Annotated in this window: 14 protein-coding genes; 10 read left to right on the top strand and 4 right to left on the bottom strand. The window is 69.1% G+C overall.

The features are described 5' to 3' along the window. Window positions 1-240 precede the first annotated feature (240 nt). From ACWEOI_RS03055 to ACWEOI_RS03020, 8 genes are all read left to right on the top strand, one after another. Entirely contained in the window at window positions 241-1,359 is a 1,119-nt protein-coding gene (locus tag ACWEOI_RS03055) for a glycosyltransferase family 4 protein (protein WP_452358807.1), read from the top strand. A gap of 2 nt (window positions 1,360-1,361) precedes the next feature. Beyond that, window positions 1,362-2,828 carry a nucleotide sugar dehydrogenase gene (locus tag ACWEOI_RS03050; protein ID WP_433673219.1) on the top strand — a complete coding sequence of 489 codons (1,467 nt, stop codon included), beginning with the start codon at window positions 1,362-1,364 and terminating at the stop codon, window positions 2,826-2,828. Window positions 2,829-3,137: 309 nt separating this feature from the next. Next, window positions 3,138-4,073, top strand: a complete 936-nt coding sequence (locus tag ACWEOI_RS03045; protein ID WP_452358806.1) for a DUF4129 domain-containing protein — start codon at window positions 3,138-3,140, stop codon at window positions 4,071-4,073. 49 nt (window positions 4,074-4,122) lie between these two features. Further along, window positions 4,123-4,623, top strand: a complete 501-nt coding sequence (locus ACWEOI_RS03040; RefSeq protein WP_357275810.1) for a hypothetical protein — start codon at window positions 4,123-4,125, stop codon at window positions 4,621-4,623. A 20-nt stretch (window positions 4,624-4,643) separates the two neighbouring features. Further along, window positions 4,644-5,606: an AAA family ATPase gene (locus ACWEOI_RS03035; RefSeq protein WP_357275813.1), complete on the top strand. Its 963-nt coding sequence runs from the start codon at window positions 4,644-4,646 to the stop codon at window positions 5,604-5,606. Between the two features lie 7 nt (window positions 5,607-5,613). Beyond that, window positions 5,614-6,888 (top strand): DUF58 domain-containing protein, encoded by a 1,275-nt coding sequence (locus ACWEOI_RS03030; protein WP_433670184.1) that lies wholly within the window; start codon window positions 5,614-5,616, stop codon window positions 6,886-6,888. Beyond that, window positions 6,885-7,313, top strand: a complete 429-nt coding sequence (locus ACWEOI_RS03025) for a hypothetical protein (protein WP_433670186.1) — start codon at window positions 6,885-6,887, stop codon at window positions 7,311-7,313. The genes ACWEOI_RS03030 and ACWEOI_RS03025 overlap by 4 nt, the downstream gene beginning before the upstream one ends. A 54-nt stretch (window positions 7,314-7,367) precedes the next feature. Further along, window positions 7,368-7,928 carry an RNA 2'-phosphotransferase gene (locus tag ACWEOI_RS03020; protein WP_452358805.1) on the top strand — a complete coding sequence of 187 codons (561 nt, stop codon included), beginning with the start codon at window positions 7,368-7,370 and terminating at the stop codon, window positions 7,926-7,928. Between the two features lie 46 nt (window positions 7,929-7,974). Here the strand turns inward: ACWEOI_RS03020 and ACWEOI_RS03015 are convergent, their stop codons facing one another. Further along, complete coding sequence (locus tag ACWEOI_RS03015) at window positions 7,975-8,322, bottom strand: hypothetical protein (protein WP_433670189.1); 348 nt, start codon at window positions 8,320-8,322, stop codon at window positions 7,975-7,977. 206 nt (window positions 8,323-8,528) lie between these two features. Between ACWEOI_RS03015 and ACWEOI_RS03010 the strand changes: the two genes are divergently transcribed. After that, entirely contained in the window at window positions 8,529-9,416 is an 888-nt protein-coding gene (locus ACWEOI_RS03010) for an AraC family transcriptional regulator ligand-binding domain-containing protein (RefSeq protein WP_452358804.1), read from the top strand. A 194-nt stretch (window positions 9,417-9,610) separates the two neighbouring features. On the opposite strand, the gene dmpG is transcribed toward ACWEOI_RS03010, so the two are convergent. Genes dmpG through ACWEOI_RS02995 form a run of 3 tightly spaced genes read right to left on the bottom strand, consistent with a single transcriptional unit; the run spans window position 9,611 to window position 12,426 of the window. After that, window positions 9,611-10,675 carry a 4-hydroxy-2-oxovalerate aldolase gene (gene dmpG / locus ACWEOI_RS03005; protein WP_246598189.1) on the bottom strand — a complete coding sequence of 355 codons (1,065 nt, stop codon included), beginning with the start codon at window positions 10,673-10,675 and terminating at the stop codon, window positions 9,611-9,613. A gap of 12 nt (window positions 10,676-10,687) precedes the next feature. Further along, the gene (locus ACWEOI_RS03000; protein ID WP_213558314.1) at window positions 10,688-11,596 is read right to left on the bottom strand and encodes an acetaldehyde dehydrogenase (acetylating); all 909 of its coding nucleotides are present in this window, start codon (window positions 11,594-11,596) and stop codon (window positions 10,688-10,690) included. A 44-nt stretch (window positions 11,597-11,640) separates the two neighbouring features. Beyond that, window positions 11,641-12,426 (bottom strand): fumarylacetoacetate hydrolase family protein, encoded by a 786-nt coding sequence (locus ACWEOI_RS02995; protein ID WP_433670195.1) that lies wholly within the window; start codon window positions 12,424-12,426, stop codon window positions 11,641-11,643. 143 nt (window positions 12,427-12,569) lie between these two features. Between ACWEOI_RS02995 and kstD the strand changes: the two genes are divergently transcribed. Next, window positions 12,570-14,285 carry a 3-oxosteroid 1-dehydrogenase gene (gene kstD, locus ACWEOI_RS02990; RefSeq protein ID WP_433670197.1) on the top strand — a complete coding sequence of 572 codons (1,716 nt, stop codon included), beginning with the start codon at window positions 12,570-12,572 and terminating at the stop codon, window positions 14,283-14,285. Window positions 14,286-14,358 lie beyond the last annotated feature (73 nt).

Genomic DNA, 14,358 nt, shown 5'->3' with positions numbered 1-14,358 from the left:
GAGATCGACGTGCACGGTTCACGTCCCGGCCATGCGGAGGGGGGCTCGGGTTTCGGGCCGCTTCCTACCGTGGCGTCAGGAGCTGCACCGAACCGGAGGGGACCGATGCGAATCCGCGAGCAGGCAAGGGATTCCGCGCCGCGGAACCCGAGCAGACCGAGTAATAGCCCCCATCTCCGGAACAGTGCCCGCCTGCGGGTGTTGGTCGTCGCCGAGTCCTTTCTTCCCCAGGTCAACGGCGTGACCAACTCCGTACGGCGGGTGCTGGATCACCTGGCCGCCAAGGGTCACGAAGCCACACTGGTGGCCCCGACCGGACCGGCGAAATACGCCGGGTTCCGCGTACACGTGGTGCGCGGAGCCCGGCTGCCGTTCTATCGGGACTTCCGGATCGGGCTCGAGACCCGCCGGCGGCTGCGCAAGATCATGCGCGAATTCCGGCCCGACGTCGTGCACATCGCCTCCCCGGCCACGCTGGGTTATCAGGCGGCCAAGGTCGCGGGCGAACTCGGGATTCCGACGGTCGCCATCTATCAGACCGATCTGGTGGGTTTCGCGCTGCGCTACGACCTGCCCGGCGGCGTGCGCGCCATGACGGCCCTGACCCGCCGCATCCACCTGCGGGTGGACCGCACCCTCGCGCCCTCCACCGCCAGCCTGCGCCAGCTGGAGCTGATGGGCATCCCGGGGCTGGGTCGCTGGCCGCGCGGCGTGGACCTGCAGCAGTTCGGGCCCTTCCGTCGCTCGAAGGAGCTGCGAAAGCGCTTGGCCCCCAATGGTGAAGCCCTGATCGGCTACATCGGGCGGCTCGCGCCGGAGAAGGAACTCGAGCTGCTGGCCGCACTACGCCCGCTGCCCGGGGTGCGGCTCGTCATCGTGGGCGGCGGCCCGGAGGAGAAGCGGCTGCGCAAGCTGCTGCCGGACGCGGAGTTCCTCGGCGTCCTGCACGGTGAGGAACTCGCGGCCGCGTACGCCTCGCTGGACGTCTTCGTGCACACCGGCCGCCACGAAACCTATTGCCAGGCAGCGCAGGAGGCCCTGGCCTCCGGGGTGCCGGTGGTCGCGCCCAAGTCCGGCGGCCCGATCGACGTGATCACGCCCGGCGCCGGATTCCTCTACCCGCCCGGCGACGCCGACGCCATGACCGCGCTGGTGCGCCGCCTGGTCGAGGACGACCGGCTGCGCGAGCAGACCGCGGCCACCGCGGTGCGCAGCGTGCGCGACCGCTCCTGGGCCGCGGTCAACGACCTGCTCATCCGCCACTACCGCGAGGTGATCGCGGAACGCGCGCAGCCCGATTCGGCGCTGCGGTCCGACCCGGTGCCGGGCGAGGTCCCGGCTGCCAAGGAGGCATCCTGATGCTGCGCATCTCCGTCATCGGCACCGGCTACCTGGGCGCCACCCACGCCGCGGGCATGGCCGAACTCGGATTCGACGTGCTCGGGGTGGACAACGACCCGGCCAAGGCCGCGGCGCTGTCGGCCGGGCGGGTGCCCTTCCACGAACCCGGCCTGCCGGACCTGCTGGCCGGGCACGTGGCCAACGGCCGCCTGCGCTTCGGCACCTCGCTGATCGCGGCCGCCGAGTTCGCCGACGTCCACTTCCTCTGTGTGGGAACGCCGCCCGGCGTGAACGGGGCCGCGGACCTGTCGCAGCTCTACAGCGCGCTGGACGGCCTGGTGCCGCACCTGACCCGCAACTGCCTGATCGTCGGCAAGTCCACGGTGCCGGTGGGCACGGCCGAGGCGCTCACCGCGCGCATCGCCGAGCTGGCTCCGGAGGGCATCTCGGTGGATCTGGCCTGGAACCCGGAGTTCCTGCGCGAGGGGCACGCCGTCCACGACACCCTGCACCCGAACCGGCTGGTGTTCGGCGTGACCACCCCGGACGCCGAATGGGCGCTGCGGCAGGTCTACGCCACCCCCATCGCCGGGGGATCGCCGGTGGTGATCACCAACCTGCCCACCGCGGAACTGATCAAGGTGTCCGCGAACGCCTTTCTGGCGACCAAGATCTCGTTCATCAACGCCATGGCCGAGCTGTGTGATCTGACCGGCGCGGACGTGACCCTGCTGGCCGACGCCCTGGGCCACGACGACCGGATCGGCCGCAAGTTCCTGGGCGCCGGTCTGGGCTACGGCGGCGGCTGCCTGCCGAAGGACGTGCGCGCCCTGATCGCCCGCGCGACCGAACTCGGCGCGGGGGAGTCGGTGGCGTTCCTGCGCGACGTCGACGCGGTGAACCTGCGCCGCCGCGAGCGAGTGGTGCGCGAGACCCTCGAACTGCTCGGCGGCGAGCACCGGCCGGTCGGCCGGGTGGGCATCCTGGGCGCGGCCTTCAAGCCGCTCTCCGACGACGTGCGCGACTCCCCGGCCCTGGACGTGGCGCGGCGGCTGCACGCGGCGGGCGTCGAGGTGACCGTCTTCGATCCGGCCGCGACGGGTCCGGCGCGCGCGGTGGCGCCGCAGCTGGTGTTCGCGGCCACCCCGGCCGCCGCCCTGCACGAGGCGGACGTGGTGCTGCACCTGACCGAGTGGCGGGAATTCCGGGAGCTGGACCCCGGTTTCCTGCGCACCGTCGCGCGCGGGCGCGTGATCATCGACGCCCGCAACACCCTGGACCCGGAGCCGTGGCTGGCCGCGGGCTGGGACTTCCGCGCCCTGGGCCGCCTGGTGGAGCCGCGGACGGCCGCCGGTGCGGTCGGCGCCCCGGCCGGGAGCTCCTACCCGGGTCCGACGGCGATCCGGGACGTGGCCGAACCGGCCCGCGCCCTGCAACAGCCGTCGCCGCTGACGCGTCTGCGCGCCCGGGTGCGCCGCACGGCTTGATCACTACCGGTACCGCCTGACCGCTGTCGATTCCGGCCCTCCCGATCCCGCTCCGGTATCGCCCGTCCGACCTCGACGGGCGGTCCGTCGTGCCCGCGATCCACCACCGATGGTGATAAGTGGGGTTGCGCGTCGGCTGCCCGGCGCGGGCGGGATGACCTGGGTTTTCGGGGCTGGTGACGCTCGCCGCGCAGGTGGGGGATTTATGCGCGGCGGGTATGTGATTCCAGCTTCCCGATTTTGGTCCTGACGAACCGCTTGGCATGTAACTATGTGCCTGTTTCTGCTGGACTCTGGTTAGGAGTGGTCGTGACTGGGGTGGGGACGGTGGCAACGCGGACGATCGCACTGATCGGTCTCGTCGTGCTGGCTGTCGTCGCACTGCGCGGGTACGTTCCGGGAACCGGAGGACCCGCGGCGCCGCATCCGTCGTCGGCGGTGTCCCTGGCATTGATGCCGGTGCTGCTGCTGGTCTCGATGGTGATCCTGGTGGCCGGTGTGATCAACAGCCGGCACCGGCTGCCGCTCGCCATGCCCGAACCCGATCGCGAGAACCTGGTGCGCGTCCCGGGACTGCGGCGGCTCGGGTTGCTGGTGGTGGTCGGCGTCGCGGCGCTGGCGCTGATCGTGACCGCGGTGCTGTCGATCTACCTGGTGACCCCCGCACGGCACGGCGAGAGCGGCACCCAGCCCACCGCGACGCCCGGCGCCACGGAACCCCTGGAAACCACCGCGCCCCCGATGGACTCGGTGCCGGAGCCGTCGCTGAGCGGCACCGCGCTGCTGCTGGTCGGCATCACCGCCACCGTGCTGGTGCTGATCGCCATGACCGGCCTGGTCGTGGTGGCGGTCAACTCGAACCGCCGGCCCGCCCTGACCCGCACCCCGCTGCCGCAGCCCAGCCCCACCGAGGCGGTCTCGCTGGCCAAGGTGGCCGAGATGGGCCTGGCCGCCATGATCGCGCCCGGACAGGATCCGCGCACCGCCATCATCGCCTGCTACGTGGCCATGGAAAGCGGTCTGGCGCAGGCGCGGGAGGTCGCGCCGCTGGCCTCCGACACCCCCTCCGAGGTGCTGGCGCGGGCCTTCGACCGCGGCTTCCTGCACGACGCGTCGGCGCGGGAACTGGTGTCGCTGTTCGAGGAGGCGCGCTTCAGTCCGCACTCCATGCTGGAGTGGCAGCGGATGCGGGCCGAGCAGCTGCTGCGTATCGTATTGGCAGATCTTCAGGGGCTGGCCGCATGAAAGCTGTTGTGGCGGGGGAGATCTGGGTGGACCGAACGGGGGATCGGCCATGAATCGGGGCGCGATCGTGACCGGCGCGGTGGTGCTGGTGGTGTTGTTCGAGTTCGTCGCGCTCGGCAATCAGCGCGAACTGCTGCCGCTGCTCACCGGCATTCCGGTGGCGGGCGCACTCGGACTGCTGGTGTGGACGCTGGTCGAGCGGTCGCGGCGGCTCGCCCCCGTCGAGGAGGACAACGACATCGACAACGGCCCCGTCGAGATGCTGCGCCGCTGGCAGGCGCGCGCCACGATGCTGGCCGACCGGTCCGAGGGCACCCGCGCCGACTGGGACCGGCACCTGCGGCCGCTGCTGGCCAAGGAATTCGAGCTGACCAGCGGGCATCGGATGAACAAGAACCGCCGGGCCCTCGAGGTGGCGGGACAGCTACAGTTCGGCCCCGAACTGTGGCGGTGGGTGGACCCGGCCAACTCGGCGCTGCGCGACGAGGTCAATCGCGCCCCCGGCCGTGAAGCCCTCGACGAGATCCTGCGTCGGCTACAAGACATGTGAGATGAGATGCGAGAGTTGCCATGACATCACCGATGGACGTGACCATCAAGCGCACCGACGCCGTACTGCGCGAAGTATCCCGGGTCGTGGTCGGCAAGCGGGACGAGCTGCAGCTGATCATGATCGCGGTGCTGTCCGGCGGCCACATCCTGATCGAGGATCTGCCCGGCCTGGGCAAGACCCTGATCGCGCGCTCCTTCGCGACCGCGCTCGGGCTGAACTTCACCCGCGTGCAGTTCACCCCGGACCTGCTGCCCGCCGACCTGATCGGCTCCACCATCTACGACATGCATTCGGGCCGTTTCAGTTTCCGGCGCGGCCCGGTGTTCACCAATATGCTGCTGGCCGACGAGGTCAATCGCACCCCGCCCAAGACCCAGGCCGCCCTGCTGGAGGCCATGGCCGAGGGCCAGGTCTCGATCGACGGTGAGACCTTCCCGCTGCCACAGCCTTTCATCGTCTTCGCCACCGACAACCCGATCGAGTACGAGGGCACCTACCCGCTGCCCGAGGCCCAGCTCGACCGCTTCGCCATGCAGCTGCGGCTCGGGTACCTGTCGGAGAACGACGAGATGAACATGATCCGCCGCCGCCTGGAACGCGGTGCGCAGCCCGCCCAGATCGGGCAGGTCGTGGACGCCGAGGGCCTGCTCGAGATGCGGCAGTCCGTCGAATTCGTGACCGTGCACCCCGATGTGGTCGGCTACGTGGTCTCGCTCGCCTCCGCCACCCGCGGCCACCCGCAGGTGGAGGTCGGCGCCAGCCCGCGCGCCGAACTCGACCTGGTGCAGATGGCGCGCGCCCGCGCCCTGCTGAACGGCCGCGACTACGTGGTCCCCGAGGACGTGAAGGCGCTGGCCATTCCCGCCATGGCGCACCGCATCACGCTGCGCCCCGAGATGTGGGTGCGCCGCATCCGCGGCGAGGACGTCATCTCCGAACTGCTGCGCCGCCTGCCCGTCCCGCGCGCCACCACCGCTTGAGGCACGCATGAAGCATCGCGACACCACCGCCTCCGTCGAGGCCGAACTGCGCTGGCGGCCCGCGCCGTTGGTGTTCATGCTCGCCGCGGTGTCGGCGCTCGCGCTGGTGCTGGCGGTGATCCTGGGCAAATGGCAGCTGGTGGTGTTCGCCGCGCCCATGCTCGGGGTGCTGGCCTCCGCGCCCTTGCAGCAGTCGCGCACCCGGATCCAGATCGACGGGTCCGGGGTGTTGCGCTGCTTCGAGACCGAGGAGGTGGTGCTGACCGCCGCCGCCTTCGTGGAGAGCGGCCACGCGCTGCTGCGGCTGCATCCGGAACCCCTGCCGGACATGGAGATCCACGTCGAGGAGACGGTCGACTCCGGCGTCTCCCCGGCCGGGCTGCGGCTGGCGCTGTCGGCGGCGCGCTGGGGCCGGTACCCGGTGCCCATGCGGATCACCGCGCTCAGCCCCGCCGGACTGGCGGTGGCCTCGGTGCGGCTGCCCGCGGGGGAGCTGTACATCTACCCGATCACCGACCCGCAGCGGATGCGGTTGCCGCGCACCGAACTTCCCGAACGTATGGGCTCGCACCTGACCCGGCGGCACGGCCCCGGCGTCGAATACGCCGACATCCGGGCCTACACCCCGGGCGACCAGCTGCGCACCGTCAACTGGCCGGTGAGCGCGCGGCGCGGGCAGCTGTTCGTGACCGAACGCTTCACCAACCGGGCCGCGGACGTGGTGGTGCTGGTGGACACCTCGATGCAGGCCCCCGGCCCCGCCTCGGAGTCGCTGGAGCTGTCGGTGCGCGGCGCCGCCCAGGTGGCGCAGTCCGCGCTGCAGGCCGGTGACCGCACCGCGGTGGTGTGCCTGGGCCGCAGCCCGCGCTGGCTGCGGCCCGATATCGGCCGCCGCCAGTTCTATCGCATCGTGGACGCGGTCCTCGACGTCGGCGACGAGCACATGGAAATGCAGGGTTCGCTGGCCCCGCACTCCGCGGTCCCGATCGGCGCGGTCATCATCGCCTTCTCGACCCTGCTCGACACCCAATTCGCGCTGGCCCTCATCGATCTGCGCAAACGCGGCCACGTCGTGGTGGTGATCGACGTGCTGCGCGGGCCGCCGTTCGGCGAGGGCCTGGACAATACGCTCGCCCGCATGTGGCAGCTGGAACGCACCTCCATGTACCGCGACATGGGCACCGTCGGCGTCGACATCGTGCCCTGGCCCGAGGACACCCGGCTCGACCAGGTGATGCGGATGCTGCCCGAACACCGCCGCACCGTGAGGGTTCGCCGATGACGAAGTTCCTGGCCGTACTGTCCGGCGTTCTGCTCGCGGGCGCGGTGGCCGTCATCCTGCCCTGGGCCGCAGTGCCGGTGGCCGTGCTGGCCGCGGCGGGCTGGCGCTGGCGAGCCTGCGCGGTGCTTGCCGTGCTGGCCGCCATGGCGGCGCTTGCCTGGGTCGGCACCGGGGCGCTGGTCGCGGGCGGCATCGGGCTGGTCGCCACCACCTATCTGCTGAACATCGCCAGCGTGTCGGCCCCGGCGGGCGTGGTGCCCACCACGATTCCGTCGGTCGCGGGCGCGCTCCTGTTCACCGTGGCGGCCGGGGCGGCGACCGTGCTGCCCGCCGGACTGACCTGGGTGCCGATCCTCGCGCCGTTCGCCGTGATCGCCTTGTACGCCATGCTGGTGCGCGGGCTGTCGAGCGACCCGGCGGCCTAGCGTCCCGGCGAAAATCGCTTCGAATTCGCGTGCGGGACTGCTTCACTCGCGAACATGAACGACTATCGCATGAACGAGCAACAGCTCGTCCGGACCTCCAAGCGGCTGTCCCGGCATCTGCGGCACGCCCCCGAGGCGATCGGGCTCACCCTGGACTCGGCCGGCTGGGTGGATGTCACCGCGCTGCTGGCGGGACTGGCCCGGCACGGCCGCGGCGTCACGCGGCCCGAACTGGACGAGGTGGTGGCACGGAACAACAAGCGCCGCTTCGAATTCGACGCGACGGGGACTCGGATCCGCGCGAGTCAGGGGCACAGTGTCGACGTAGACCTGGAGTACCGGGCGACCACGCCGCCCGAACTGCTCTACCACGGCACCGTTGCCGCGGCCCTGTCCGGAATTCGCGCCGAGGGCCTGCGGCCCATGCGCCGCCACGACGTCCATCTGTCGGCGGATACCGAGACCGCCGTCAAGGTCGGTTCACGTCGAGGCCGACCCATCGTGCTGACCGTGGACGCCGCCGCGATGCACCGCGACGGTCACGAGTTCCGGGTCAGCGCCAATGGGGTCTGGCTGGTGGCCGCCGTCCCGCCCGGTTACCTCGCCGGTCTGTGAGCTCCCGGCAGGACTCGAGCAGGACGGAATCCACGGTGGGCGGGAATTATTGGAGCGCGGGCGGCATCCGGGTCGGCTTGATCCGGCCGGCGTCGATGAGCGCCCGGAATGCCGCGGCTTTGCGCTGACATTCGGCGACCGGGCAGCGGCGGTGCTGCTGCATGGTGCGGTGGGCTTCCTGGACGCCCAGGGGGTGATCGGGGGCGAGGTGCGACCAGGAGGATGGTGCGGTGGCAGCCAACGCCAAGGCGTTGTGCTCCTTGGTGATTCGATCGCGGATCCGATCCACTGAGAGCCGATCGGGATCCTGGTGGGGGTGGTGCAGACTCATGATGGCGATTGCCGTGACCACGAGCGCTGCGAGGGTGGCCGTGAACACTTGCCAGGCGGCCATTCGTTCACCTTCTCCATGTCTATCGGATGTAGTCAGAGAGATATTCAGTTGATAGCTAGATATTCACCGTATGCCCTGAAACGTTACGCCTCCAGCGTGTCCTGGGTCAGGAACAATCGAATTTCGGCCGCTTTCAGCAACTCCCCCGCTCGGGGCACCGCGCGGCACGCTGAATGTTTGCGACTATTTCGAGGTGGCGGACGGTCATGCCCAGTCGCGCTCCATCACCAGTGCGGCGCTCCTCGTCGAATTCGCGGTCGGCCAATGGCCTGGCAGCCGCTGATCTGCTGCACTACACCGGAATTCGTGAGCGGGATCTGATGGATTCGGCCGCCGAGATCAGCCTCGCGCAGGAGCTGGCCCTGATACGCAATGTCGTGGCCGGAGTCGGGGGTGAGCCCGGTATGGGGCTTATGGCCGGATTGCTGTGTCATCCACCGAGTCTCGGCGTCCTCGGGTCCGCCCTGATGAGCTGCCCGACCGTCCGCGAGGCCGTGGATCTGGCCCTGCGCTACGCGGACCTGTCGTTCACCGTGGCGCGGCACCACCTGGTCGTCACCGGCGACGATGTCTCCATCGTCCGCGACGGCAGCGGCGTGCCCGCCGACCTGCGGCGTTTCGCGGTGGAGCGGGATGTGGCCGCCATCTGGACAATTCAGCAGGACGTGATGCCGCTGCGCCCGCCCATCGCCCGGGTCGCGGTCGCCTTCCCTCCGCATCCGGTCTACGAGATGTTCGGGGCGATGCTCGGCGTCGAGGAGGTGGTCTTCAACGCGCAGCGTTCAGTTCTTGCCGGACCGTCCAGTATTCAGAAACTTCCACTACCTCAGGCGAATTACGCGACCGCCCGTTTCTATGAACGCCAGTGCGCCGAACTCCTGCAACGCCGGAAACGCCGCCAGGGCGTCAGCGGCTGCGCCCGGCACCTGCTCATCGCTCGCGGAGGAATAGCCGACCAATCGCGCATAGCCGCCGAATTGGACAGCAGCGTCCGAACATTGCGCCGCCGCTTCGCCGACGAGGGCACCACCTTCCGCGAACTTTCAACCGAAACGGTCGGTTTGCTGTCTGGGGATTCCTCGTCACCGGCATGACCGTCGAACAGGCCGCCCAGCGCCTCGGCTCCGCCAGCGTCTCCGCCTTCCGCGCCTAGAAAGGCCAGTCCCCCAGACAGTTCGCCCGCGAGAACCACGGCCGCATCGCCGCTCGCGGCGCCTGACCTGCATCCACCCCAAACGACGCTGGGCCGCAACCGAATTCGGTTGCGGCCCAGCGTCGAGCGGGTGGGTCAGGCGTTGGCGGCCGACTTCTCCTTTTCGCGCTGGAGCTCCAGGGCGATGTCGATGAGCTGGTCTTCCTGGCCACCCACCAGCTTGCGCTGGCCGGCGCGGACGAGCATTTCGGCCGCGGAGACGCCGTAGCGTTCGGCCTGGCGCTCGGCGTGGCGGAGGAAGGAGGAGTAGACGCCCGCGTAGCCCATCATGAGGGCCTGGCGGTCGAGGAGGCACTCGCTCGGCATGGCCGGGCGGACGACGTCCTCGGCGGCGTCGGTGATGGCGAAGAAGTCGACACCGGTCTTGATGCCGAGCTTGTCGCAGACGCCGATGAAGGCCTCGACGGGCAGGTTGCCCGCGCCCGCGCCGAAACGGCGTGCGCTGCCGTCGATCTGGGTGGCGCCCGCGCGCACGGCGTACACCGAGTTCGCGACCGCGAGGCCCAGGTTCTCGTGGCCGTGGAAGCCGACCTGCGCGTCATTGCCGAGCTCGGCGACCAGGGCGGAGACGCGGTCGGAGACCTGCTCCAGCACCAGCGCGCCGGCGGAGTCGACGACGTAGATGCACTGGCAGCCGGCGTCGGCCATGATGCGGGCCTGCTTGGCGAGGTTCTCCGGGGTGGTGGAGTGCGCCATCATCAGGAAGCCGACGGTCTCGAGGCCGAGGTCGCGTGCCATGTTGAAGTGCTGGATCGAGACATCGGCCTCGGTGCAGTGGGTGGCGATGCGGCAGATGCTCGCGCCATTGTCCTGCGAGATCTTGATGTCTTCCTTGACGCCGACGCCCGGCAGCATGAGGAAGGCGATCTTGGCCTGCTTGGCGGTCTCGGCCGCGACCTTGATCAGTTCCTGCTCAGGGGTTTTCGAGAAACCGTAGTTGAACGAGGAACCGCCGAGGCCGTCACCGTGGGTGACTTCGATGACCGGCACGCCGGAGTTGTCGAGGGCGGCGACGATGTCACGGACCTCTTCCACCACGAACTGGTGGCGCTTGTGGTGCGAGCCGTCGCGCAGCGACGTGTCGGTCACCCGGACGTCGAGATCCGCGGAGAACGGCTTCAGAATGTTCGAATTGCTCACTGTCGGTTCTCCTTACACCCGAGCCGAGATGATCTGGTCGGCCAGCACATTGCCCACCTGGGTGGCGGCCGCGGTCATGATGTCGAGGTTGCCCGAGTACGGCGGCAGGAAGTCGCCCGCGCCCTCGACCTCGACGAAGATCGACACCTTCGCCATGCCACCGGACACCAGCGACGGCTCGTCGAACTGCGGCTCGTTGAGCAGGCGGTAGCCGGGCACGTACTCCTGGATGGCCTTCTCCATGCGGTGCACCGACTCGGTGATCGCGTCGCGGTCGGCATCCTCGGGGATCGAGCAGAAGATGGTGTCGCGCATGATCATCGGCGGCTCGGCCGGGTTCAGGATGATGATGGCCTTGCCGCGCTTGGCGCCACCGATGTTCATGACACCCGCGGAGGTGGTCTTGGTGAACTCGTCGATGTTGGCGCGGGTACCCGGACCAGCGGACACCGAGGACACCGACGCCACGATCTCGGCGTAGTCGACCGGAACGACGCGGGACACCGCGTGCACCATCGGAATCGTCGCCTGGCCACCGCAGGTGATCATGTTGACGTTCATCTCGTCACGCAGGGTGTCGAGGTTGACCGGCGGGATGACAGCGGGGCCGACGGCGGCCGGGGTGAGGTCGATGGCACGGATGCCGGCCTCGGCGTACTTGGGCGCGTAGGCGCGGTGCACGTACGCGGAGGTGGCCTCGAACAGCAGGTCCGGCTTCTCCGGCAGCGCCAGCAGCCAGTCCGCGCCTTCGGCGGAGGTCTCCAGGCCGAGGCCGCGGGCGCGCTTGAGGCCCTCGGAATCGGGGTCGATGCCGATCATCCAGCGCGGCTCGATCTTGTCCGAACGCAGCAGCTTGTACAGCAGGTCGGTGCTGATGTTGCCGGACCCGACGATCGCGGCGGTGACTTTGCTTGCAGTCACGGCTTTCTCCTACTCGGTGAGGTCTGTGTCAGTCGGGGCGGCGCTTACGCGAAACCCAGGTGGACGGAACCGAGTCCGGCGAACTCGGCGATGAACTCGTCGCCCGGGCGGGCGTCGATGGCACGGGTGCAGGAGCCGGGCAGCACGATGTCGCCCGCCTTCAACCGCACGCCGAACTGGGCGACCTTGCGGGCCAGCCAGGCGACGGCGATGGTGGGATCGCCGAGCACGGCGTCGGAACGGCCCTCGGCGATGACCTCGCCATTGCGGGTCAGCACGGCGTCGATGGCCTTGATGTCCAGCAGTTCCGGCGCGACGCGGGCCTGGCCGAGCACGTAGCCGGCCGAGGAGGCGTTGTCGGCGATGGTGTCGCAGAGGCCGATCTTCCACTCCTTGATGCGGGTGTCGATCAGCTCGATGGAGGGCGCGTAGGCGACGGTGGCCTTGCGGACGTCCTCCTCGGTGCAGTCCTCGCCGGGCAGGTCGGCGCCCAGGATGAACCCGACCTCGACCTCCACGCGGGGGTACAGGTACTTGGCGGTGTCGACCGGAACGTCTTCGAAGACTTCCATTTCCGCGAGCAGGTGCCCGTAGTCGGGCTCGTCGACGCCCATCATCTGCTGCATGGCCAGCGAGGACAGGCCGACCTTGTGGCCCACCACCTTCGCGCCACCGGCGAACCGCTGCCGCATGTTGATCAGCTGGATCTCGTACGCGTCGACCACGTCGATCTCGGGGTGCCGCGCGACCAGCGGGTCGATCGGGGTGCGATCCCGTTCGGCCGCGGCGAGTTCGTCAGCCAGTTCCTTGCGAAGCGCGTCGGTCAGCACGCTGTGTTCCTTCCATCGGGGGTACCGGCCGGTGGCCCTACGGTAACGAGACTAGAAATTGAAACGAGTTTTTGTGAAGAACATCGCTTCAGCAGTCCCATCTGCCAGACCAACATAGACCAAACCAGGATTGATTCTATAACGTGTTCTACATGACTGATCGGGATTACGACGTGGTGGTGGTCGGCAGCGGTGCCGCCGGTATGTCCGCCGCCCTCACCGCTGCGCACCACGGTCTGCGCACGGTGCTCATCGAAAAAGCCGCTCATTACGGCGGTTCTACCGCGCGTTCGGGCGGTGGCGTCTGGATTCCCGGAAACAAGGTGCTCAAGGCCGCCGGCAAGGGCGACGACCTGGACGAGGCGCGGACCTACCTCTACAGCATCATCGGCGACGTGGTGCCCAAGGAGAAGATCGACACCTACATCGATCGCGGCGCCGAGGCGTTCGACTACGTCCTGGACCACTCCGCGCTGAAGATGACCTGGGTGCCGGGCTACTCCGACTACTACCCGGAGGCACCGGGCGGCAAGGCGGACGGCCGCTCCTGCGAGCCCAAGCCCTTCAACCTGAAGGTACTGGGCGCAGAGCGCTTCAATCTGGAGCCGCCCTACAGCAAGGCGCCGCTGAACGTGGTCGTCATGCAGGCCGACTACAAGAAGCTCAACCTGATCCGCCGCCACCCGAGCGGCATCCTGCGCGTGCTGCGCGTCGGCACCCGCTGGGCGTGGGGCAAGGCCACCGGCAAGGCGCTGGTCGGCATGGGCCAGGCGATCATCGCGGGTCTGCGCAAGGGCCTGCTGGACGCGAACGTCCCGGTGCTGCTGAACACCCCGCTGACCGGCCTGGTCATCGAGAACGGCGTGGTCACCGGCGTCGAGGCCACCGAGAACGGCGAGACCGTGCGGTTCAACGCCAAGTACGGCGTGATCCTGGGCAGCGGCGGCTTCGAGCGCAACGCCGACATGCGGCACAAGTACCAGCGTGAGCCCATCACCACCGAGTGGACCACCGGCGCCGAGGCCAACACCGGCGACGGCATCCGCGCGGGCATCGAAGCGGGCGGCGCGATCGACTTCATGGACGACTCGTGGTGGGGTCCGACCACCTTCCGCGGCGAAGGCAAGCCCTGGTTCTGCCTCGCCGAGCGAAACCTGCCCGGATCCATCATGATCAACACGCAAGGTCAGCGATTCGGTAATGAGTCCGCTCCTTACGTCGAGGCTGTGCACACCATGTACGGCGGCGAATACGGGCAGGGTGAGGGTCCGGGCGAGAACGTGCCGTGCTGGCTCGTGTTCGATCAGCGCTACCGGTCTCGCTACATCTTCGCCGGATTGCAGCCTGGCCAGCCGATTCCGTCCCGCTGGATGGAAAACGACCTCATTGTCAAGGCCTCTTCGGTCGAAGCTCTCGCGGAGAAGATCGGCGTCCCCGCCGACAACCTGGCCGCCACCATCGAGCGCTTCAACGGCTTCGCCGAGACCGGCAAGGATCTCGACTACAAGCGCGGCGACTCCGCCTACGACCGCTACTACGGCGACGAGACCATCAAGCCGAACCCGTGCCTCAACAAGCTCGAGGTCGGCCCGTTCTACGCGGTCAAGATGGTCCCCGGCGACCTGGGCACCAAGGGTGGTCTGGTCACCGACAACGACGCCCGCGTGCTGCGCGAGGACGGCACCGTGATCGACGGCCTCTACGCCGCCGGCAACACCTCGTCGCCGGTCATGGGCCACACCTATGCCGGTCCCGGCGCGACCATCGGACCCGCGATCACCTTCGGCTACCTGGCCGCTCTCGACATCGCCGCCAAGGCGAAGAACGGCGCGCCGGTGACGGCCGACAAGGCGTCCTGAACCGTCCCAACCCGGTTCAGGATCGGGTTGGGCGCGAGTCGGGTCACGTCGAGTCCGCGCCCAACCCACCCAC

The sequence above is a fragment of the Nocardia sp. NPDC004340 genome, from assembly GCF_053602575.1.
Note: the sequence above shows the minus strand (reverse complement) of the source record. Positions and strands in the feature narration are given on the sequence as shown.